This is a genomic window from Sphingomonas sp. VDB2, from assembly GCF_047946695.1.
Taxonomy (GTDB): Bacteria; Pseudomonadota; Alphaproteobacteria; order Sphingomonadales; family Sphingomonadaceae; genus Sphingobium; species Sphingobium bisphenolicum.
This window is the reverse complement of sequence record NZ_CP159615.1, coordinates 913022-934724: the sequence shown is the minus strand read 5'-3', so window position 1 is coordinate 934724 and position 21703 is coordinate 913022. Positions and strand designations below refer to the sequence as shown.

17 protein-coding genes are annotated in these 21703 nt (G+C 66.5%); 12 read left to right on the top strand and 5 right to left on the bottom strand.

Going from position 1 to position 21703, the window contains the following annotated elements:
* The first annotated feature begins 2 nt into the window (after positions 1–2).
* The 11 genes from ABT375_RS04685 (at position 3) to ABT375_RS04635 (ending at position 14384) form a co-directional block, all read left to right on the top strand.
* Positions 3–1091, top strand: a complete 1089-nt coding sequence (locus tag ABT375_RS04685) for an LLM class flavin-dependent oxidoreductase (RefSeq protein ID WP_224546018.1) — start codon at positions 3–5, stop codon at positions 1089–1091.
* A 3-nt stretch (positions 1092–1094) separates the two neighbouring features.
* On the top strand, positions 1095–2054 hold the full coding sequence (locus ABT375_RS04680; RefSeq protein WP_224546020.1) for an ABC transporter substrate-binding protein: 960 nt from the start codon (positions 1095–1097) through the stop codon (positions 2052–2054).
* 127 nt (positions 2055–2181) lie between these two features.
* Positions 2182–4758, top strand: coding sequence for a TonB-dependent receptor plug domain-containing protein (locus ABT375_RS04675; protein ID WP_416464266.1), 2577 nt, complete (start codon positions 2182–2184; stop codon positions 4756–4758).
* Positions 4733–5698, top strand: coding sequence for an ABC transporter substrate-binding protein (locus ABT375_RS04670; RefSeq protein WP_416464265.1), 966 nt, complete (start codon positions 4733–4735; stop codon positions 5696–5698). Before ABT375_RS04675 ends, ABT375_RS04670 begins: the two co-directional genes overlap by 26 nt.
* Before the next feature lie 82 nt (positions 5699–5780).
* The gene (locus ABT375_RS04665; RefSeq protein WP_416464264.1) at positions 5781–6572 is read left to right on the top strand and encodes a class II aldolase/adducin family protein; all 792 of its coding nucleotides are present in this window, start codon (positions 5781–5783) and stop codon (positions 6570–6572) included.
* A gap of 16 nt (positions 6573–6588) precedes the next feature.
* Positions 6589–7938: an LLM class flavin-dependent oxidoreductase gene (locus tag ABT375_RS04660; protein ID WP_416464263.1), complete on the top strand. Its 1350-nt coding sequence runs from the start codon at positions 6589–6591 to the stop codon at positions 7936–7938.
* Between the two features lie 92 nt (positions 7939–8030).
* A complete protein-coding gene (locus ABT375_RS04655) occupies positions 8031–8696 on the top strand; it encodes a peroxiredoxin-like family protein (protein WP_416464850.1) in 666 nt (221 codons plus the stop codon).
* Between the two features lie 59 nt (positions 8697–8755).
* Positions 8756–8986: a hypothetical protein gene (locus ABT375_RS04650; RefSeq protein WP_416464262.1), complete on the top strand. Its 231-nt coding sequence runs from the start codon at positions 8756–8758 to the stop codon at positions 8984–8986.
* Positions 8987–9029: 43 nt separating this feature from the next.
* The gene (locus tag ABT375_RS04645) at positions 9030–9764 is read left to right on the top strand and encodes an ImuA family protein (RefSeq protein ID WP_416464261.1); all 735 of its coding nucleotides are present in this window, start codon (positions 9030–9032) and stop codon (positions 9762–9764) included.
* Positions 9736–11205: a Y-family DNA polymerase gene (locus ABT375_RS04640; protein ID WP_416464260.1), complete on the top strand. Its 1470-nt coding sequence runs from the start codon at positions 9736–9738 to the stop codon at positions 11203–11205. The genes ABT375_RS04645 and ABT375_RS04640 overlap by 29 nt, the downstream gene beginning before the upstream one ends.
* Positions 11202–14384 carry an error-prone DNA polymerase gene (locus ABT375_RS04635; protein ID WP_416464259.1) on the top strand — a complete coding sequence of 1061 codons (3183 nt, stop codon included), beginning with the start codon at positions 11202–11204 and terminating at the stop codon, positions 14382–14384. Before ABT375_RS04640 ends, ABT375_RS04635 begins: the two co-directional genes overlap by 4 nt.
* 51 nt (positions 14385–14435) lie before the next feature.
* Here ABT375_RS04635 and ABT375_RS04630 read toward each other — a convergent pair whose 3' ends face one another.
* The gene (locus ABT375_RS04630; protein WP_224546035.1) at positions 14436–15107 is read right to left on the bottom strand and encodes a spermidine synthase; all 672 of its coding nucleotides are present in this window, start codon (positions 15105–15107) and stop codon (positions 14436–14438) included.
* Positions 15108–15254: 147 nt separating this feature from the next.
* Here ABT375_RS04630 and ABT375_RS04625 point away from each other — a divergent pair, with 147 nt between their 5' ends.
* Positions 15255–15704: a hypothetical protein gene (locus ABT375_RS04625; protein ID WP_416464258.1), complete on the top strand. Its 450-nt coding sequence runs from the start codon at positions 15255–15257 to the stop codon at positions 15702–15704.
* Positions 15705–15735: 31 nt separating this feature from the next.
* Here ABT375_RS04625 and ABT375_RS04620 read toward each other — a convergent pair whose 3' ends face one another.
* Genes ABT375_RS04620 through ABT375_RS04605 form a run of 4 tightly spaced genes read right to left on the bottom strand, consistent with a single transcriptional unit; the run spans position 15736 to position 21690 of the window.
* Positions 15736–17553, bottom strand: coding sequence for a carboxypeptidase regulatory-like domain-containing protein (locus ABT375_RS04620; RefSeq protein WP_416464257.1), 1818 nt, complete (start codon positions 17551–17553; stop codon positions 15736–15738).
* Complete coding sequence (locus tag ABT375_RS04615; protein WP_416464256.1) at positions 17550–19658, bottom strand: DUF4175 domain-containing protein; 2109 nt, start codon at positions 19656–19658, stop codon at positions 17550–17552. The genes ABT375_RS04620 and ABT375_RS04615 overlap by 4 nt, the downstream gene beginning before the upstream one ends.
* A complete protein-coding gene (locus tag ABT375_RS04610; protein ID WP_416464255.1) occupies positions 19655–20800 on the bottom strand; it encodes a BatA domain-containing protein in 1146 nt (381 codons plus the stop codon). The genes ABT375_RS04615 and ABT375_RS04610 overlap by 4 nt, the downstream gene beginning before the upstream one ends.
* Positions 20797–21690, bottom strand: coding sequence for a DUF58 domain-containing protein (locus tag ABT375_RS04605; RefSeq protein ID WP_416464254.1), 894 nt, complete (start codon positions 21688–21690; stop codon positions 20797–20799). The genes ABT375_RS04610 and ABT375_RS04605 overlap by 4 nt, the downstream gene beginning before the upstream one ends.
* Positions 21691–21703 lie beyond the last annotated feature (13 nt).

Below are 21703 nucleotides of genomic sequence, written 5' to 3'. Positions count from 1 at the left end.
GCATGAGCGTCAAGTTCATCGGCTATATCGGTTTCAATAACGGCTCCGAAACGCAGGCGGCGGTGCGCAGCCGCGTCCTCGACACCGACTATGTCAACGCAGCGGCGAGGGCGCAGGAAGAGGGCGGGTTCGACCGCGTCCTCATCCCCTTCGGCTCCAACAGCCCGGAAAGCCAGATCGTCGCGGCCCATGCCGCCGCAATCACGACCCGGCTCGGCTTCCTCGTCGCGCATCGTCCCGGCTTCACCCAGCCTACGGTCGCCGCGCGCCAGCTTGCGACGCTTGACCAGCTTTCGGGCGGCCGCGTCGCGGTCCACATCATCACCGGCGGCGCGGACGAGGAAATGGCCCGCGACGGCGACACCAAAACGGTGAAGGCCGAACGCTACAGCCGGACCGACGAATATCTGACCATCCTGCGGCAGGAATGGACCGAGGCGAAGCCCTTCGACCATCGGGGCAAGTTCTACGACATCCGTCAGGCGTTCAGCGCGATCAAGCCCGACAATCTGCCGGTCTTCTTCGGCGGATCGTCGGCGGAAGCGATCGACGTCGCGGGTCGCCATGCCGATGTCTATGCGCTGTGGGGCGAAACGCTCGAAGCGGTGCAGGACACGGTGCGGGCCGTGCGCAAGTCGGCGGCGCGTTATGGCCGCAATCCGGGTTTCTCGCTGTCGCTGCGCCCGGTCATCGCCGATACCGAGGAAGCGGCATGGAAACGGGCGCGCGAGATCGAGGAACAGGTGCGCGAAAACCGCGTCGCCGCCGGCTTGCCGCTCACCGGACATCGCCCGCCCAATGCCGGTTCGCTCCGCCTGCTCGATACCGCCAGCAGCAATCGGCAGGACAAGCGTTTGTGGACCGGCGTTGCGGCATTGACCGGCGCGGCGGGCAACAGCACCGGCCTGGTCGGCACGCCCGAACAGGTGGCTGACGCCATGCTCGATTATTACGACATCGGCATCGACCATTTCCTGATCCGCGGTTTCGATCCGTTGGGGGATTCCATCCTTTATGGTCGCGAATTGCTGCCGGTCGTGCGCCGTAAGGTCGCCGAACGCGAAGCATCCGACCTTGCACTGGCGGGCTGATCCATGACCAGGAAAAACGTCGTCATCCTGTCGGCGTCCCTTATCGCGGTGGCGGGCATCGGGCTCGCCGCCGCGACCTTTAAGCGGAGCGATGACAAGATTTTGCGCGTCGCCAACCAGAAAGGGCAGGTCCGGTCGATGATGATCGCATCGGGCGTGCTGAACGGCGCGCCCTATACGGTCGAATGGTCGGAATTTCCCGCCGCCCAGCCATTGCTGGAGGCGGTCGGCGGCGGCGCGGCGGATCTGGGCCTGGCCGCCGATGCGCCCTTCATCTTCGCCTATCAGAGCGGCAGTCCGGTCAAGGCCATCGCCGTGCAGGCGCCAGCCAATCAGGCGAGCGACGCGCTCGCCATATTGGTCAAGGCCGGCTCGCCATTGAAAATCGCGCAGGATCTTGTGGGCAAGTCGGTGGCGACGACGCGCGGGTCGATCGGCCATCATCTGCTGCTGCAGGCTCTGGAACGCGCCCATATCCCGGCCGACAAGGTGCGCGTCACCTTCCTGCCACCGGGCGACGCGAAAGCGGCGTTCGACAGCGGCGCGATCGACGCCTGGGCGACCTGGACGCCTTACACCAATGTCGCGATCAAGGAAGGCGCGCGCGCTGTGGTCGATGCGAAGGACTATGGCCTGCCGCTCTATATCGACGTCGCCAACGCCGATTCCATCGATCCCAAGCGCGCGATGCTGGCCGACTTCCTCCAGCGGGAAGCCAAAGCGGTCGCCTGGGCGCGGGCGCATCCCGATCAGTTTGCACAGGTGCTGGCGAAAGAGACAGGCCTTCCGCTCGACATTGCCCGCGCCAGCTTCGACCGCAACAACCGGATCGCACAGCCGATCGACGCGAAAATCATCGCGCACGAACAGGCGATCACGGCCCGCTTCCAAAAGGCCGGGCTCACCGAGGGCAAGCGTGAAGTCGCGGGCGCTTTCGATTCAAGCTTTGGTCAAGTAAACTAAACAATAAGTTTATAGGAGAAAAGATGATCTAAATTTCAGATTTTCTCATCAATCTATTCTCAAAATCATTTCTCAACTAAATAAATAGAAAATAGGCAGGCCCCAAGTCTGTTTTGGGGGAATATCCATGAAGAACACCGCTTACTATCTCGCATCCTCGGCGCTCACGGTTGTCGCACTCGCCGTCTCACCGGCATCGGCGCAGGCTGTTGGCATTCCTGACGATGCAGCGGCCGACGCCGGCACCATCATCGTCACCGGCGTCCGCGGCGCGCCCCGGACCGTGGCCGAAAGCCCGGCGCCGATCGACGTGGTCAGCGCCGACAAGCTGCAGGCGACCGGCTCGGCCGAATTTGGCGAGGCGCTGTCCAAGCTGCTGCCGTCGCTCAATTTCGGTTCGACCCATGCCGGCGTCTTCTCGATCGGCCGCCCCGTGACGAACCGCGGTCTGGCGCCGGCCTACACGCTGGTGCTGGTCAATGGAAAGCGTCGTCACAACGGGGCCTTCCTCAGCAATTCGACCGCCGACACGTCCGGTGCGAACCCGGTCGATATCGACCTGATCCCGACCAGCGGCATTGACCGGATCGAAGTCCTCAAGGACAGCGCCGCCGCCCAATATGGCACCGACGCGATCGCCGGCGTCATCAATATCCAACTGGCGCAAAAGGAAGGGCTGAGCGGCGACTTCACCTATGGCACGCTCTATTCGGCCAATGGCAAGCCGGATAGCTGGAAGGGCACGATCCGCTACGGCACGAAGATCGGCGACGATGGGGGCTTCCTGACCGTCAGCGGCGACATCCGCAAGCGCGGCGGCGCCTGGTGGAACCTGGCTGCGACTGACACCAATCTCTACGGCCTGCCCGCCGGCCGCACCATCGATCAGGTGGTGGCCAGCAGCGGCCTGACCCGCGAACAGGTCGAGGCGAACATCGCCGACGCCAATGCGCGCAACGCCGCCTGGAACCGCGACGGCGCCCATAATGGCGACCCGCAGATCAAGGCGTTCAACCTCAGCTACAATGCCGAACTGCCGGTCACGGACAATGCCACCCTCTACAGTTTCGGTACCTATGGCGAGCGCGATGCGCAGATCGGCAATAATTTCCGTCGCCCCAACAGTACCGCCAATTTCACCGCGCTCTTCCCGGACGGCTATTATCCGCTCAACAATATCGATGAGACGGACTTCCAGTTCGTCGGCGGCCTGCGTGGTACGCTGGCGGGCTGGGATTATGATCTCTCCTCCTCCTTCGGCCGCAACGCCAGCCGCCAGTTTTCGAAGCTCTCCATCCGTCCGTCGCTCGGCCCGGACAGCCCGACCACCTGGCCCAATCTCGCCAATTTCGAATTTCGCCAATGGACCCATAATGTCGATCTGCATCGCGAGTTCGACATCGGTTTCGCCAAGCCGCTGCAAGTCTCGATTGGCGGCGAATATCGTCTCGACCGCTTCCGCACCTTCGCTGGCGATCCGCTCGCCTATGAACCGGCAACCTACACGTTCCAGCCCGACGACCAGCAATATGACTGGAATGTCGGCCGCGTTGCGTCGCCAGTGGTGCAGGGCGCGATCGTCCTTTCTCCCGATGATGAGGCCGACATCAGCCGCAAAGTCTATGCCGGCTATGTCGACCTCGGCATCTATCCGATCGACGCCTGGTATATCGGCGCAGCCGTCCGCGCCGAACATTATAGCGACGGGTCGGGCAGCCCGATCGGCCTGAAACTCAACAGCCGCTACGAATTCAGCCCCGCGCTCGCCATTCGCGGTACGGTGGGTACAGGGTTCCGCGCGCCATCGCTGACCCAGATCGGCTATGCCCAGACGGACGGCCGTACGTCGTCCTTCTTCAATGCGGAGACGGGCCAGACCGAATTGCGCCCGACCGTCGCCAAGCTGGTGACGGCGGACAGCAATGTCGGCAAGCTGCTGGGCGCCAAGCCGCTCAAGGCCGAAAAGACCTGGAATGCGGGCCTCGGCATCGTCTTCACGCCATTGCCGGCGCTATCGATCACGCTCGATGGCTATTATATCAAGATCAAGGACCGGATCGAGCGTACTGGCCGCCTGTTCGGCACCGGCATCTCCGCCATCCTGGTCGCCAACGGTCTGTCGGATATCGAACAGGCCGAATATTTCATCAATGCCGCCGATACCGAAACCAAGGGCTTCGATCTTGTCGCCGACTATTCGACCGGCCGTGGCGATTTCGGCAAGCTCGGCCTCACCTTCGCCTTCAACTATTCGAAGACTAAGGTGACCGACGTGGTCGCCACACCCTCACAATTGTTCGATGCCAATGGCAACAGCCTGCTGGGCGCCGGCTCGGTCTTCTTCGGCGGCGACAAGATCGGCGAACTGGAAGTGCTCCAGCCCCGAACCAAGCTGGTCAGCACGCTCAACTGGTCGAAGGGTATTTTCGGCCTCAGCATCACCAACACCCGTTACGGCAAATATACGCAGCGCACGGCGGCAGGCGACGATCGCTATTTCGGCGCGAAGATCATCACCGACTTGAGCGTCAGCGCGAAGGTGACGGACTTCGCTACCCTGTCGGTCGGCGCCACGAACCTGTTCGACGTCCGCCCCGAAAAGAACGGGCCGGGCAATCCCCAGACCGGGCAGGGCTATTATGGCCCTTCGCCCTTCAACCCCGCAGGCGGTTATTATTATGGGCGCATCGCTCTTGCTTTCTGATCGCCGGACCTTTCTCGCCGGTGCCGCCGCGCTCGGCCTCGCCGCCTGCGGTGGGGCCAGCAAGGGCGGCCGCACGAAACTGGTCCTGGGCGATCAGGTCCATCTGCTTCAGTCCAAGGCGGAAGCCGCCGGCGCGCTCAAGGGGCTGGCCTATGACATAGAATGGGCCAATTTCGTCGGCGCGGCGCCGTTGCTGGAAGCGCTCAACGCCGGGGCGGTCGATACTGCGCCGGCGGGCGACCTGCCAGTCGTGCTGGCGGCCGCGGCCGGCGTCCCGCTCAAGGTGATCGCCGGCTCCATCTCCTCCACGCGCGACATCGGCATCGTCGTGCCGCCCGGCTCGCCGATCCGCGACGTGGCCGGCCTTCCCGGCCACCGCGTGATCGTGTCGAGCGCGCGGGGCAGCATCTCCCATTATCTGCTGCTCGAAGCGCTCAAGGAGGCGAAGGTCGATCGCAAGAGCGTCGATATCGGTTTCATGCTGCCCAACGACGCCGCGGCCGCCTTCGCCGCCGGGCGGATCGACGCCTGGGCGACTTTCGGTACATACCAGATAGCGGCGGAAGCGCGCGGTGCGCGGGTGCTGCGCGACGGGCAGGGGATCAATAGCGGCCTCAGCCTGATCGCCGCCTCGCAGGCGGCGCTGGACGACCCGGCCAAGCGCGCGGCGCTCAAGGACGTACTCGCCCGCTTCCGCACCGCCAGCCAATGGGCGCAGGCGCATCCCGACACCTATGCCGTGCTGTTCGCCAAGGCGACCGGCGTCGATCCCAGGCTGGCGAAGTTGATCGTCGATCGGCAGAATCCCGTTCTCGTCGCGCCCGACGCAGCGGTCATCACGCCGCTCCAGCGCGTGGTCGATCGCTTCCATGCCGATGGTGAATTACCTGTCCATGTCGATGTCTCACGCATCGTCGATCCGGGCATCTTCCCCGCATGAGCAGCGCGCATCGATCCTTCAGACATTCTCATTGGGCGGCCCCCGGCCGCCGCCCTACATCTGCCCGCAAAGGAGCATCCCCATGGCTACAGTCCTGAAAGACGATCGTTTCCGTGCATCCGGTATCAGCGAAGCGGAATGGAAGGTCCGCGTCGACCTCGCCGCCTTCTATCGCCTGTCGGCCCTCTATGGCTGGGACGATTTTCTCTACACCCACATCTCCGCCCGCGTGCCGGGGCCGGATCATCATTTCCTCATCAACCCCTTCGGCCTGATGTTCGATGAAATCACCGCGTCCAGCCTGGTCAAGGTCGATCTCGACGGTAATGTCATCGGGGACAGCGACTATGGCATCAACTATGCCGGCTATGTGATCCATTCGGCGATCCACGGCGCGCGCGACGACGCCCATTTCATCGCCCATTTCCACAGCGCCGACGGCGTGGCCGTCTCCGCCCATGCCGAGGGATTGCTGCCGCTCAACCAGCGCGCGCTCGCCTCGATCCCGCGCCTTTCCTATCATGACTATGAAGGCGTAGCGCTCAATCTGGACGAGCGCGAACGTCTGGTCGCGGACCTTGGCGATACGAAGGTCATGCTGCTGCGCAATCACGGCACGCTGGCGCTCGGCGCGTCGCCGGGCGAGGCGTTCAGCGGCATCTATCATCTGGAGGAGGCCTGCAAGGCGCAGGTCCGCACCCTGTCCATCGGTCGCGACCGCGTGCTGATCGCACCGGAAGAGTCGCAGCAGGAAGTGCGCCGCCAGATCAGCCGGGATCGTCAGCCCACGGAAGGCGCCAAATCCCATCATGATCTCGTCTGGGAAGCGGCCCTGCGCAAGGCCGAGCGCCAGTCGCCCGGTTTCGACGCCTGACGCAAGAGGATAAGACATGACCAAGCGCCAATTGAAACTGGGCCTCGTCCCCACCGGCGTCGGCGGCCCCGGCGACAGCAATCGCTGGCTCGATACCGACATTCCCCTCGACGCCAGCGTCAATATCGACTGGTATATCGATGTCGTGCGACAGGCGGAGGCGGCGAAGTTCGACCTCGTCTTCATCGTCGACAGCCAGTTCATCACCGCCAACTCGCCGCCCCATTATCTCAACCGGCTGGAACCGCTTACCCTTCTGTCGGCGCTGGCGGTGGCGACGAAGCATATCGGCCTCGTCGGCACGCTCACCACCTCCTATAACGATCCCTTCAACCTGGCCCGCCGCTTCGCCTCGCTCGACCTCATCAGCAAGGGACGCGCCGGCTGGAATGTCGTCACCAGCGGCGACGCCGGCACAGCGGGCAATTTCAGCCAGCCAGACCATTTCGACTATGACACCCGCTATCGCCGCGCCGTCGAGTTCCTCGACGTGGCGCGCGGCCTCTGGTCGAGCTGGGAGGAGGGGGCCTTGGTCCGCGATCGGGCGACCGGGCAGTTCCTCGATGCCGACAAGCTGCATCGCCTCGACCATGACGGCGAATTTTTCCAGGTCGTCGGCCCGCTCAATCTCCAGCGCTCGCCGCAGGGCGAACCGGTGATCTTCCAGGCCGGCGACAGCGATCAGGGCCGTGATCTGGGCGCGACCATCGCCGACGCCATCTTCACCCATGCCGCGACGATCGAGCAGGGCCAGGCCTTTTATGCCGATCTGAAAGGCCGCGCGGCGCGGCAGGGGCGCAACCCGGATGAGATCGTCATCCTGCCGGGCTTCTCCGTCACTGTCGGCGATAGCGATGCGCAGGCGAAGGATATCGAGCGTCACTATCGCCAACTGGACCAGAGTTTCGATCAGGCGCTCGCCGAGTTCGGCCGTCCCTTCGGCTGGCATGATTTCCGCCAATATGATCCCGACGCGCCCTTCCCGGTAGGGGCGCTGGAACATGCGAAGAACAGCTTCTACACGCAGGCGAAGAAGGTCACCGATCTTGCCGTCGAACAGGGGCTGACCCTGCGCCAGGCAGTGGAAAAGGCGCGCGCGGGTCGTGGCAGTCCCTTCGTCGGATCGGCCGAAACCGTGGCGAACGAGATCCAGCGCTGGTTTGAAGGGCGCGCGCTTGACGGCCTCAACGTCCATCTGGGTCATCCCTCGCAGTTCAAGCGCTTCGTCGAGGAAGTCGTGCCGATCCTGCAGTCGCGCGGCCTGTTCCGCGCCGATTATGAGGCGGACACGCTGCGCGGCAATCTCGGCCTGTCCATCCCGGCAAGCCGTCACCAACAAGCACCCGCCCGGCGGGATGCCGCCTGAAACTATGACGATTCTTCGTCGCTGGACCCGCAACTCTCATTAGCGAGGACCGCCAGCTATCGCCATCATGATCCCGACCCAAGGAGATCATGATGGCGACACTTCTCATTCAAACGCTCAAGGATCGTTTCGCCGCCTTGCAGGCGGAACGCGAGCGGAACTGGCCTCCGGCGCAACTGGCGGCCAATGCAGGGCAGCGCCGGCAGTTGGTCGAACGCTTCGACCCGGCGGCGGTCGCCCAAGCGGGTGATGTGCTGCCGCCTTTGTCCTTCGCCGAAGTCGGCGGCGGCACGCTCGATCTGGACAGGCTGACCGCCGACGGCCCGGCCTTGTTCATCTTCTTCCGCTTCGCCGGCTGCCCGGCCTGCAACATCGCCTTGCCCTATTATGCGGATAGGCTGCATCCCGCGCTGCAAGACCGGAAGATCCCGCTGGTGGCGCTCAGTCCGCAACAACCCGATTGCCTGCGCGAGATCAAGACGCGCCACGGCCTGCCCTTTGCCGTGGCGTCCGACCGGGATAATGGCCTGGCGCGCCTGCTGGGCATCAGCTTCCAGCCCGACAATCGCCCATTGCCGCCGCCTGCCGGCTGGATCGGTGAAGTGACCGGCACCAACAGTTGGGAATTGCCGCAGCCCGCCGCGTTGCTGGTGGGGCCGGGGCGTACTCTCCATTGGCTCCATGTCAGCCCCGACTGGCTGGAGCGGCCCGAGGCGGCGGAGATATTGGACTGGATCGACGGCAGCTTCCCTTCCTGATCAAGAATGGGTCAGGGATGGGCGCATTGCCGCCCGTCTGTCTGATCAGAAATTCGTCCATGACTGACGAAGAAGGCCGATTCATAGGCGTCGAAGGTCGATGGATGGATAGTCGACGCTTGCACGCCCAATTGCGTGTCGCCCCCGCTACAGCCTCGGATCTGCGCGCGGACGGGAAGCCCGCTGCCGTGCAACTGGATATGAGGTTGCTGTGGTCGGAATTGCAGCATTTTTTGCAGGGATCGTTCGCACCTCTCCTCTCTTGCACGATTTCCATGCTGGACGAATAGCTGTATTGAGAACATAAGGGGAACATAGTGAGCGATTCGAGATATGGCAGGCAATGGTCCCATCAGCGGCGCGCGTCCGGCAGCGCCAGAAGCGCAAGCGTCCTGTCCGGCGCTTGAGCAGGGACATCTGCATGAAATTCACAGCCAGACCGAGGATCGGGCGGCCGCCTTGGCCTTTGCCCTGACGCATGGTCCGCTTGCCGGATCGGGCGCGATCTTTGCCCTGCGCACGCCGCGTCGACAACGCCTGCCGACACTGTTTTCTGGCGACGGGCTGGCGCTGCTGGGCATCCAGCCCGGCCGCCTGACGATCGTGGAGACGCGGACCGAGGTCGACATGCTGCGCGCGGGGCTGGAGGCGGCGCGCTGTCCGGGCGTGGCGGCGGTGCTGATGGAAAGCGAGGGACGCTTTGCCGACTATGATCTGACCGCCAGCCGCCGCCTGGTGCTGGCGGCGGAAGCCTCGGGCGTCTGCATAATATTGCTGCGGGGCGATGCCGAACCGCGATCGAGCGGCGCGCAGACACGCTGGACGATCAGGAGCGCACCCTCCGTCGCGCTGGAGGCGGACGCGCCCGGCTGGCCGGCGATCGAGGCCGAATTGCTCCGCTGTCGCGGCGGGCCTGCGGGCGGACGCTGGCGACTGACATGGGATAGTGAAGGTGGATGTTTCCGGGACGCAGACGGACAAGCGCCTCTGCCTGGCACTGTGGTTCCCTTTTCTCGCCTGCGAACGGATGCGGGCGACGATGGGACCGAGCAGCGGCAGGTCGCCTGACGATGGCACTGCCGAACCGCTCGCACTGGTGGCGCGGGTCGGTAACGCGCTGCGGCTGGCCGCGGTGGACAGGCTGGCGGTCGAACAGGGACTGGTGGCGGGCATGATGCTGGCCGATGCGCGGGCGCGCTGCCCGACGCTCGTGACGCGGCCGGCCGATCCCGTCGCCGATGCGCAGGCGCTGGACCGCTTGCTGGAGGCGATGCGGCATTTCACCCCCATGGTCGCGCTGGATGCGCCCGATGGCCTCGTCCTCGACATCAGCGGTTGCAGCCATCTGTTCGGCGGTGAGCAGGCGCTGGCGGGGCAGGCACGTGCGATGGCCGGCTATGCCAGTCGTCACGCCTTCGGCCCCAACGCCATGGCGGCTCGTGCGCTCGCCCGACATGGGGGAGGGGACGGCGATGTGGCGGCTTTGCCGGTCGCGGCGCTCGAACTGGACGATGGCGCACTGGCCGCGCTGCGCCGGGCCGGCTTGCGCACCATCGGCGACCTGGAGAAACGCCCCATGGGCATGATCGCCGCCCGCTTCGGCGAACAGGCGGTCACCCGGTTGCGCCAGATATTGGGCGAAGCGCCCAGTCCGATCGCGCCGCGCCGTCCTTCCGCCCCGATCCGGGCCGAGGCGCGCTTTCCCGAACCGATCGCCCGGACCGAGGACGTGATGGACGTGATAGAGGATCTGCTGGATCAGGCCGCGCGGCAGATGGAGGTGCGTAAGCTGGGCGGTCGCCGTTTCGTCATCCGTTTGCTGCGGAGCGACGGCGCGCGTCAGGGTCTGGCGATCGAAACCGGACAGCCGGTGCGCGATTCCGCCGCCGTGCTGCGCCTGCTGCGCGAGCGGATCGACACGATGGCCGATCCGCTCGACCCCGGTTTCGGCTTCGACGCCGTTCTGCTGGCGGTGCCGCGCGTGGAGCCGCTGGTCGAACGGCAGCAGGCGATGGAGGGAGAGGCGGCCAGGGCAGGCGAGGCGAATATCGTCGCCCTGATCGACCGGCTCGGCATTCGCCTCGGCCCGGACAATGTCCGTCGCCTGCAACCCTGTGACCGGCATATCCCCGAGGGCGCACAGACTTTCGTGCCAGCGACGCAGGCTCAGCCTCAATCCTGGCCCGCCGCGCCGGATCGTGCGCCCCGGCCGCTGCTGCTGTTCGATCCGCCCCAGCCTGTTGCCGTGATCGCTGGCGTGCCCGATGGCCCGCCCCAGCGTTTCCGCTGGCGCGACCGGCTGCATGAGGTGCGGCTGGCCGAAGGGCCGGAGCGTATCGCGGCGGAATGGTGGCGCAGGCGGGACGGGCATCAACCGGGCGGGGCAGGGCGCACCCGCGACTATTACCGGATCGAGGATGGCGACGGGCGCCGCTACTGGATGTTCCGCCATGGCCTGTTCGGCGAAGAAACGGAGATATGCTGGTATCTCCACGGCCTGTTCGCATGAGCGACTTTGCAGAGGTCGTGGCCGCCACCAATTTCAGTTTCCTGCGCGGGGCATCCCATCCCCGGAAGATGGTGCAGCAGGCCGCGCATCTGGGCATGACCGGCATCGGCATTGCCGATCGCAATACGGTGGCGGGCGTAGTGCGCGCGCATCAGGCGCTCAAGGATCTAAAGCCGCTGGGCGTCACCATGCGCCTGATCGTCGGTGCGCGGCTGGTCTTTGCCGACGGCACGCCCGACATCATCGCCTATCCGCGCACGCGCTTCGGCTGGGGCCGGCTGACCCGGCTGCTGACCGAGGGGAATCGCCGCACGATCAAGGGCGCGTGCGAACTCAAACTGGCGGACCTGATCGACCATGGGCAGGACATGGCTTTGATGGCAATGGACGGCGACGCCACCCTGCTGTCGCAGTTGCGCGGGCTGACGCCGTATCTCTGGCTCGCCGCGACGATGGGGCGATCGGGGCGCGACGCGCAGATGCTGATGCGACGGCGGGCGCTGGCGGCCCAGTGCGATGTGCCGCTGATCGCCACCAACGATGTCCTCTATGCGGAAGCGAACGACCGGCCGATGCAGGATATCCTCACCTGCATCCGGGAAGGATTGACGATCCAGACGGCGGGCCGCCGCCTTGCCCCCAATGCCGAGCGGCACCTGAAAGACCCGGCCGAAATGGCGCGCCTGTTCGCTGCCTGCCCGGAGGCGATCGCCGCGACGCAGGATTTGCTGGGCTGCATCGACTTCACGCTGGATCAGTTGGTCTATGAATATCCGCACGAACCGGTGCCGGCGGGCTGGGCGCCGCAGGCTTGGCTGGAGCATCTGGTGGGGGAGAAAGCGAAGGCGCGCTTTCCCGACGGATTGCCGCCCCGATATCAGGAGACGTTGGACGAGGAATTCACGCTGATCCGCAAACGCAATTACGCCTATTATTTCCTGACCGTCCACGACATCGTCGCTTACGCCCGCAGCCTCGACCCGCCGATCCTGTGCCAGGGACGCGGGTCGGCGGCCAATTCGCTGGTCTGCTACCTGCTGGGCGTCACGCCGATCGATCCGGTCGAACAAAAGCTGCTCTTCTCCCGTTTCCTGTCAGAAAACCGGCATGAGCCACCCGATATCGACGTCGATTTCGAACATGAGCGGCGCGAGGAGGTGATGCAATATGTCTACCGCCGCTATGGGCGCGAACGGGCGGGCATCGCCGCGACCGTCATCCGCTATCGCCAGCGCAGCGCCCTGCGCGAAGTCGGCAAGGCGTTGGGCCTGACCGAGGATGTGACGGCGCGCCTGTCCGGCACCGTCTGGGGCAGTTGGAGCGGTGATCAGCAAGTGCCCGAAGCGCGGGTGACCCAGGCGGGTTTCGATCCCGCCAATCCCGAACTCGCCCGGCTGCGCGACATGGCGAGCCAGTTGCTCGAATATCCCCGTCATCTGTCGCAGCATGTCGGCGGTTTCGTGCTGAGCCAGGGGCGGCTCGACGAACTGGTGCCGATCCACAATGCCGCCATGCCCGATCGCACCTTCATCGAATGGGACAAGGATGATCTCGATACATTGCAACTGATGAAGGTCGATGTGCTGGCGCTCGGCATGTTGACCGCCATCCGCAAGAGCTTCGACCTGATGCGGCTGCATGGCCTGCCCGATCTGACGCTGGACCGGGTGCCGGTGGAGGATGAGGCGACCTACACCATGCTGCAAAAGGGCGACAGTATCGGCACCTTCCAGGTCGAAAGCCGCGCGCAAATCTCGATGCTGCCCCGCATGAAGCCCAAGGAGCTATACGACCTCGTCATCCAGGTCGCGATCGTGCGGCCCGGCCCGATCCAGGGCGGCATGGTCCATCCTTATCTGCGGCGGCGAGCGGGAGAGGAGAAGCCCGATTATCCGGGACCGCCGGACAATCCGTTTGAACTAAAAGATGTGCTGGAAAAGACCAAGGGCGTGCCCTTGTTTCAGGAACAGGCGATGCGGCTGGCGATCGTCGCGGCCGAATTCACGCCGGCGGAAGCGGACGGCTTGCGCCGCTCCATGGCGACCTTCCGCAATCGCGGGGACATCGGCAATTGGGAAAAGAAGTTCATCGGCGGCATGACGGCGCGCGGCTATCCGCTGGATTTCGCCGAACGCTGTTTCGAACAGATCAAGGGCTTCGGTGAATATGGCTTTCCCGAAAGCCATGCCCAGGCGTTCGGCTGGCTCGCCTATGTCTCCTCCTGGCTGAAATGCCATTATCCGGCCGTCTTCACCTGCGCGCTGCTCAACAGCCAGCCGATGGGCTTTTACGCCCCCGCGCAACTGGTCCGCGACGCGCAGCAACATGGCGTGGAGGTGCGGCCGATCGATGTGCAGGCGAGCGACTGGTATAGCAGCCTGGAAGGGGAGCGCATCCTGCGCCTTGGCCTCAACCGCATCGACGGGTTTCGTGAGGAATGGGCCAGGGCGCTGATCGCGGCGCGGGCGGAGGCGCCGATCCGCGACATGGAGGATATCGCCCGACGCGCCGGGATGCCCGCACGCGCGCTGCACCTGCTGGCGGACGCCGACGCGCTGCGCTCGATCGGTCGCACCCGGCGCGAGGCGGGGTGGGACGCGCGCCGCGTGCCGCCGGCCCAGCTACCGCTCTTCGCTGCGCAGGATCTGCCCGAACTCGGCCGCGAAGCCGATCCGATGCTGCCGGCCATGCCCTTGTCCGAAGAAGTCGCGATCGATTACCACACCCACCGCCTGTCGCTGAAAGGCCATCCGATGCAGTTTCTGCGCGACCATTTCGCCCGGCGCGGCGTCATCGACTGCGCATCGGTCAATAGCGCGAAGGACGGCGCGAAGGTGAAGGTGGCGGGCGTGGTCCTGATCCGCCAGCGGCCGGGCAAGGGCAATGCGGTCTTCATCACGATCGAGGATGAAAGCGGCATCGTCAACGCGCTGCTCTGGGCGCGCGACATGGAAAAGCAGCGGCGCGCGGTGATGGCGTCGCGCCTGATGCTGATCCACGGCGAAATCCAGCGCAGCAAGGAAAATGTCGTCCACCTGATGGTCGATCGCGTCACCGACGCCAGCCGGGCGCTGGACTGGCTGAGCGAGGGGCATGAGAGCGGAAAACCCGCGAGGCCATTCCCGCATCGCCATCCCCGTGACGTGCGCATATTGCCCAGGTCACGCGATTTCCATTGAATATATGTGCTACGTGTTCCCGCCGCGCGGGAACCTAACAGCCCAAAAAAATCACCGCTTCCGCGCAAACCAGATCACATGGCGCGGCCCCTTGCCATTGTCGCGCGCCTTGACCGCAACCTCATCCACCTCGAACCCTGCATTGCGCAGGCGGCGGGTGAACGGGTCGTCCGATCCCGCCGACCATATCGCCAATATCCCGCCGGGCTTCAGCGCCGCCTTGGCCACTGCCAGTCCGCCAGCCGAATAGAGCCGGTCGTTGGCCGCCGCGGTCAAGCCGTCAGGCCCATTGTCGACATCCAGCAGGATCGCGTCATAGGTCGCCTGGCCCGCCGCGATCACCGGCACGACATCCTCGATCCGCAAGTCGACGCGCGGATCGTCAAGACACCCTGCCATCAATTCCGCCATCGGCCCTCGCGCCCATTCGATGATCTTGGGGACCAGTTCGGCCACGGTCACACGCGCCGATCCGTCCAGCACGCCCAGCGCCGCGCGCAGGGTGAAGCCCATGCCATAGCCGCCGATCAGCAGGTGCGGCGCCTTGCGCCCCTGCAACCGTTCGATCGTCATCAGCGCCAGTTGCTTTTCCGACCCGCTCATCCGGCTGCTCATCAGTTCATTGCGGTCGAGCACGATCATGTGATCGGCGCCGCGCCGGTAGAGTTTCAACTCCTGCCCGCCCGGCACCTGCGCCGAATCCAGATATTCCCGCGGGATCATGATCGCTTTCCTTCTCTTTTGCGGGCAGCCGTTCGTCCCATGTCGGCCACGCGCGATGCGCATGGCAGCTTGGCATCCGTCACGCAAATGCTACAGGCACCGCGCAGGCACGCTTCATCCTATCCCCGGCAGGCAGTTTCTCTTTTCATGCGTTATTTTCTCGACACCGAATTCAACGGCTTTGGCGGTACGCTGATCAGCGTCGCGCTGGTTCCGGAACATGGCGACCAGGAATTTTACGTGACGCTGCCGCTGCCCGAAGAGATCGAGCCATGGGTGGAAAAGCATGTCATCCCCTATCTGCGCCACGTCCCGCCGGGCATCGACCTGGAGTTGAACCGGGTCGAGGCGGCCGATCATGTCGCCGCTTATCTGGAAGGAGACAGCGACCCGGTCATCATCGCCGACTGGCCGGAGGATCTGTCGCATTTCTGCGCGCTGCTGGTGACCGGACCGGGCCGGATGGCGGGCGTGGACTTCGGGCTGCGGCTCGAACTCATCAACGCCGCCGGCTTCAGCGCCGCCGCCAACAGCCGCGTGCCGCACAACGCCCTGCACGATGCGCGGGCGCTGCGCGACTTCTACATGGCCGACTGACGCGGCCAAAGCCGACAGCCACGCGCCGTTGCTATGGCGCAGCTACTGCCGCACGGGATGAAAGGGCGGCGTGACGACCAATGCGCGACCGCTCCAGCCACCAGAGCAGCGCGCTCGCCGCCAGCCATCCCACCCAGAAGGGCCAGGCCGATCCGGAACCGCCGGTCGTGATCTTCGTGCCCGGCGCGTGGCGAGAGGTGGCGGACAGCATGGCCATCGCTTGCCGGTCGCGCGCGGCGCGCATGGCCGGCAATGCGTCGCGCGCCTGAACGCGGAAGGGGCGAAGTTCCTCCTTGACTCGCAGCCTGTGCCAGCCGGCCTTTGCGGGCCAGAAGCCGCCGCATCCCGCCACCGGCACCAGCTTGGTCCATACGCCATCGGCCGTTTCGACCACCGCATCGCTGCCAATATCGCACAGCGCCATCCGTTCGTCCGCCCAAGCAATGCCGGGGACGATCTGGCTGGACGGCGCAGGCCGCGCGACCGCCGTCAGCAGCGCCTGCCACCAGTCGCCATAGAGATCGCGCCGCCCGGTCAGGGTCAGGGCATAGCTATCGATTCCGGTGAACAGGGCGACACGCCCCAATCCGATCGCCCGCCAGGCCCCCAGCGTCGCGCCGCCCGCATCCTCCAGCAAGGGCACGGCCCCATCGTCGCCGGGCGTCAGGCCCAGGCGACTGACATCGGGCGCGATGTCTTCAGGCAAGGCCATGTCCACCGGCGCATCGTCGCTGCCGATGCCATGGCGGGTGCGGGCAACGGCTTCTTCGGCCGCTTTGGGCAAGGCCAGCGGCATAAGGCCGCCCGGACCACTCAGACCAAAGCCCAGCGCCTGCCATTGCGACCGCGTCGCGCCGTCGATTGCGCCGCCCGCGCGCAGAACCAGCCCCAATCCGCCGCGCACCGCCGCAATCAACGGGCCACGCATTCCCGCCCAGGCGCGATCGTCCACGATCGCTACGTCGAACCGGCGCAGCCCTGCCGCATCCAGCGCCACCGGCGCGTCGCCCAGGGCGATCCCGCCGCCCGCGCTCATCTGCGTCGTCACGTCGAAGCCGGCATCGCTTGCCCAGCGGCGCAGATATTTGACCTCCGGCCCCGGCGCACCCGCCAGGATCAGCAGCTTGGGACGGGCGCTTTCCGTCACCCAGACCGGCACGTCCGCCTGTTCGATCAGGCGCTTGTCCTTGCGCACGCGCAGCGTGAAGCGGACCGCGCCCGCCGCCCGCACCGTGCCGGCGAGCCGGAAATGCCCGTCCCGGTCGGCCGCACCGCTGTCGGTCAGGCGCCCCGCCGGGTCGATCAACTCGATCGTTGCGTTGTCCAGCCCGGCCAGCGTTCCGCCCACCATGAAGCGCCCGCCCGCCGCCACCCCCGGCGGTGGCGCCAGATCGACGATGCCGGCCCGCAGCGGTGGCGGGTCGAACCGCACCGACACCTGCCGCGCGGCGTCCACGTCTCGCGGCCCAAGTCCGTCGCCCAGCACATGGATGGCCGTGACGCCGGGATGACGCCGCAACGCCGTGGCCAGATCGGGCGCCGCTTCGCCGCCGCCGATCGCGGGCGCTTCCGGCAGCAGGATCAGCGGTGCGCCATCGGCCGCAACGGCAAGGCGCGATGTGCCGGCTGTCGCAATCCGCAGGCTGGTCGCGCCGCCATTCATCATCGGCGGGAAGAGGGCGCAATAGAGCAGCACCGACACCATCGGCTGGAGCAGCATCAGCAATGCCAGCCGGACGGACGCAGCCTGGCCCGTCGCCGCCGCACGGCTATGCCATAGCCACAGCCGCACCCAGGCGAGGAGCGTGGCAAGCCCCAGGATCAGCGCAACCGCCCACTCAACCGTCATGGCGCCGCTCCGATCGCGCCCAGATAGCGTGCACCGGCCGCATCGACCGGACGACGCCGGGCCGGACGCGCCAGCGGCCGCTCCATCGCCGTCCAGAGCTGCGCGCGCAAACGGGCGCGGCAGGCCGTGCAGGCGGGATCGCTGCGCACCGCGTCGATCGCCCCCGTCAGCGCCAGCGCATCGGGCAGTCGCCCGGCATTGGTGCGCGTCCACGCCTCCAAGGCGCCCAGCGCGATCGGCCCGCGGATCGCATCCGGCCCGTCGCCCAGCGCTCGCCATGCGGCAGCGGCGGGGCCGTCGCGTCCTTCTACAGGGGCGATGCCCAATGTGCGGTTCGCCAGCCCCTCGCGCTTGCCGGTCATGCGTCGGGTCGCGTCGATCGGCGGCAATTCCGGGCCGACCCGCGACAGGAAGATGCGGGTCGCCTGCTGCACCTCCTTGATGAAACGCAGCGCCTTATAGGCGAAGGGCAGGGCCAGGTCTGGCCGCCCCTGCTTCAACTCCCGTTCGGATTGCCACATTTCGTTGACGGCCTGTTTCAGGATCGCGCGGGTTTCGGGATCGAGACTGGAGGCGGGGCTATCGTCATGGGGATGGCCGAAATCGCCCAGCACATCCTCCGGCGGGCCGAAGCCGGCACTGGGCTGTTTCGGCGGTCCGCCATGGTCGTGGCCGTCGCCTTCGCTATGTCCGTCCGCGGTCGGCGATTCCGGCTCGCCTTCCTCCTCGCCACCCAGAAACTGGCTGTAGCGGCCGCGCAATATTTGCTGGTCGCCGCCGATCGACGCCGATCGCGTCACAAAACGGTCGGACGCCAGCGCGCGCTTCTGTTTGATGAGCGCTTCTGCATCGATGATGATCTGCCGCTGGCTGCGGAAATAAGCGGGCAGGGTGGTGTTCACCATCCCCTCCATCCCGCTGCTTTCGGGCTGTTTTGCCGATGGCCAGCGCAGGATCAGGCTGGGACCGCGCACCTCCTGCGGAGCGGGGGAGCGGTTGTCGCGCACGATCAACTGCACGACCATGTCGCCGCCAGCGACGAAACCGAAGCTGGCAAAGTCGAGCCGCGGCGCAAAGCGTCGGTCGCGGGCCGGGCCGCTCCCCGCTACGGCGATTTCCCGTTCGCTGAAGGTCACATTCTCGCCCTCGCCGATGGCCAGCGTCACGCGCAGCCGGGCGGTCGCGGCGACGCCATAATCGTCGGTCGCGGCAAAGATTGGGGTCCAACTGCGCTGGCCCGGCGTGATCATGGACAGGCTGGCGGTCGGCGACAGCGCCTTCACCTGCGGCGGCGAGTCGGCGATGGCGTCGATCCGGTGCAGCGGCGGGGGCGGGCCGCGCGCGTCGGCGGGATCGACGCGATAGAGAAAGGACGCGTCGAGCGTCCGGCTGGCGATCCATGTCTCGCCGTCGCGGCGCAGGCCCGGCGGTTGGCCTGCAAGCATCGCCAGACGGGGGGCGCTAGCCTGCGGATCGAACCGCAGCGTCCATTCCAGCCGCGCGCCCTGCGGCGCGCGCGCATCGAGCGAGGCGGAATCGCGCACCGGCATGCCGGTATAAGCGGGCGGGATGATGCGCAGATTTTGCGCAATCAGGCGCGGGATGCCGGGCCGGGCGGGCAGGCCTTCCAGCGCGGGTGCCAGGGTCGGCGGCCCTTCGCCGGGACGCGGCCACAGCAGGGCGACGACGACCACCGCTACGGCCACAAGACTGAACGCCAGCAGCGACCGGCGCGACCAGTCGGGCCTCAGATCCTCTGGCGTGCCATGATCGATCCGCGCCGCGATGCGATCGCGCTGAAGCACCTGCAACGGCGCAAGCGGGGCATGTTGGGCGAATAGCAGCGCGCTGCTGTCCTCCAGTTCCGGGCGATTATTGTCGAGGCTGCGGACCAGCCAGGCGCGATCGAAGCGGGCGGCGCGCCGACGCGCGATGAAAAATGCAATGGCGCTGCCGATCGCGACCAGCAACAGGGCGAAGGCCGGTCCCCCCAAGCGCCAGCCGACGGTGCCGGCAGCGACCAGTAACGGCAACGCCAACGCCCACGTATCGGCCAATGCCCGCCAGCGTGCGGGCGCGATCCAGCGCGCGAGCAGCGCCGTCATGGCGCGACGCCCCTGCTGCGGCGCGTCGCCATCCAGCGCTCGACCAGCAGCCCCAGCGCGATCAGCAGGGCCAGCCAGGGCCGCAAGGATTGCGGCGGCTGGTCATAGCTGCGCCCGCCCGTCAACGGTGCATAATCGGCGGCGGCGACGCGCGCAGGTGGCGCCAAGGGGGCTAACAGCGCGCGCAATTGAACGGGGAAATCCGCGTCCGCCAATATGGGTATCTGCGCCGGCGTCAGCGCGCGCGTGAAATGCAGCAGGCGTCCCTTGCCGATCGGCAGCGCCTCCGCCATCGGGACGCCCAGTTCGTCGCGCCAGACCGGCAGGGCAGGGCGGCCGTCCGGCAAGCGCGCATCGCTCGCCGCCAGCACCGTGCCGCCTTCCTCCACCCGGCGCAGGACGCCGTCCGGCAAGGTGCCGCCCGCCAGCCAGACCAATATCCGTCGCCGGTTGGGCAGCGGGGCATCGATCGACGCCGTGTCGATATCCGCCTCACGTCCCGCCGGTTGCCATGCCAGCGCGGCGGCGCGGATGTAGCGCAGTGCCTCGCGATGATCGGCATCGACGCGAACGGACAGGCCCGGCGGCGGTGCCAGCTTGACGTCGGCATCCGCCATGTTCCCACTCGTGATCCGCCATGTCACCTTGCGCGACAGGCGCGGCCGATCGGCGTCCGCGCCGTCGATGATTGAGGGCGTGACGATAGTCAGTGGCGTTCCGGCCGGCAATTCCGCGTCGATCTGCCGGATCAGGCTGGCGATCGGCAGCGGCCCGGCCGGCCGGGGCGCGTCGATCGCCGGGAAGCCCGGCGCGATCCAGTGGAGGCGGCTATCCCCGAACGCCGCGGCGTCAAATTGCGCGCCCGGCACCACGGCGACATAGGGGCTGCGATCGGCCGCGCCGAACAGGATCGGCTGCGCCAGCCACAATGCCGCCAGCGCCAGCAACGCCAGCCTTGCCAGCAACAAGGGCCATTCGTCGAAACGCAGCCGGGAGCGCGGCTTCGGCTTCTGCCGCAGCCAGCGCAACGCGGCGAAATCGGTCGGCCGTTGCTCGCTCTTGCGCGCGATATGGATGACCAGCGGCACGACCAGCGCGAAAAGCGCAGCCAGCGACGCCGGGAAGAGCAATCCCATGCTCATGCATAGTCCGCCGCGCCATGGACGGAAAAGAGGCGGCGCAGCGGCAGGTCGATCGGTTCGTCCAGCACATGCGCGGCATGGCGGATGCCCGCACCGTCCAGCCGGGCGTGCAGCGCGGCGCGGGCTTCCCCGAAGCGGGCGATGAATCCGGCCCGCAATGCCGCGCCGTCCCCCAGATATTCCTCGCCAGTCTCAGGATCGCGAAAGCGATAGCCGCCGTCGAAGGGGAAATCCCGTTCGGCGACGGTCAGCATCTCGATCACCAGCGTTTCGCGCCCGGCCGCCGCCAGTTTCTCCGCCAGCGCCACCGCGCCCTCATCGAAACAGTCGCTCAGCAGGATGACCAGGTCATGCGCGCCGATCCGCTCCCATACCGGCCCCAGTTGCGCCTCCGCCGCAAAGCCGCGCGCGGGATGGACGGTCAGCAGGTCGAGCAGCAGCCGGTCGCGCTGGCGCGCGCCGGTCGCGGGCGGCAGCAATGCCAGTCCCTCGTCGCCCAACGCCATGAAGCCGAAACGGTCTCCCTGTGCCATCGCCAGTTCGGCGATGGCGGCGGTGATGCTTTTGGCCGCGTCGAGACGGCAATAGTCAGGACGCACGGCGTCGGCCTGCCCCATGGAGGCGCTGGCGTCGATCATCATCCACACCGCGACCGGGCCTTCGCGCTCGGCTTCGCGCACGAAGAATTTGTCCGACCGGGCGTAGAGTTTCCAGTCGATCTGTCGCAGTTCGTCGCCCGGTTCATAGGCGCGATATTGGGCGAACTCCAGCCCCGCGCCCCGGCTGTGGCTCCGGTGCTGGCCCAGCCCATGCGATCCCACCGCCCGACGCGTGACGAGCCGCAGGCCGCGAAGGCGGCTGCGCACGTCTGGGGGGATCAGGTCGACCATCGCCGGGCCGGGT

Coding starts and splice junctions, on each gene's coding strand:
- ABT375_RS04685 (WP_224546018.1), top strand. CDS start 3: ATGAGCGTCAAGTTCATCGGCTATATCGGTTTCAATAACGGCTCCGAA.
- ABT375_RS04680 (WP_224546020.1), top strand. CDS start 1,095: ATGACCAGGAAAAACGTCGTCATCCTGTCGGCGTCCCTTATCGCGGTG.
- ABT375_RS04675 (WP_416464266.1), top strand. CDS start 2,182: ATGAAGAACACCGCTTACTATCTCGCATCCTCGGCGCTCACGGTTGTC.
- ABT375_RS04670 (WP_416464265.1), top strand. CDS start 4,733: ATGGGCGCATCGCTCTTGCTTTCTGATCGCCGGACCTTTCTCGCCGGT.
- ABT375_RS04665 (WP_416464264.1), top strand. CDS start 5,781: ATGGCTACAGTCCTGAAAGACGATCGTTTCCGTGCATCCGGTATCAGC.
- ABT375_RS04660 (WP_416464263.1), top strand. CDS start 6,589: ATGACCAAGCGCCAATTGAAACTGGGCCTCGTCCCCACCGGCGTCGGC.
- ABT375_RS04655 (WP_416464850.1), top strand. CDS start 8,031: ATGGCGACACTTCTCATTCAAACGCTCAAGGATCGTTTCGCCGCCTTG.
- ABT375_RS04650 (WP_416464262.1), top strand. CDS start 8,756: ATGACTGACGAAGAAGGCCGATTCATAGGCGTCGAAGGTCGATGGATG.
- ABT375_RS04645 (WP_416464261.1), top strand. CDS start 9,030: ATGGCAGGCAATGGTCCCATCAGCGGCGCGCGTCCGGCAGCGCCAGAA.
- ABT375_RS04640 (WP_416464260.1), top strand. CDS start 9,736: ATGGGACCGAGCAGCGGCAGGTCGCCTGACGATGGCACTGCCGAACCG.
- ABT375_RS04635 (WP_416464259.1), top strand. CDS start 11,202: ATGAGCGACTTTGCAGAGGTCGTGGCCGCCACCAATTTCAGTTTCCTG.
- ABT375_RS04630 (WP_224546035.1), bottom strand. CDS start 15,107: ATGATCCCGCGGGAATATCTGGATTCGGCGCAGGTGCCGGGCGGGCAG.
- ABT375_RS04625 (WP_416464258.1), top strand. CDS start 15,255: ATGCGTTATTTTCTCGACACCGAATTCAACGGCTTTGGCGGTACGCTG.
- ABT375_RS04620 (WP_416464257.1), bottom strand. CDS start 17,553: ATGACGGTTGAGTGGGCGGTTGCGCTGATCCTGGGGCTTGCCACGCTC.
- ABT375_RS04615 (WP_416464256.1), bottom strand. CDS start 19,658: ATGACGGCGCTGCTCGCGCGCTGGATCGCGCCCGCACGCTGGCGGGCA.
- ABT375_RS04610 (WP_416464255.1), bottom strand. CDS start 20,800: ATGAGCATGGGATTGCTCTTCCCGGCGTCGCTGGCTGCGCTTTTCGCG.
- ABT375_RS04605 (WP_416464254.1), bottom strand. CDS start 21,690: ATGGTCGACCTGATCCCCCCAGACGTGCGCAGCCGCCTTCGCGGCCTG.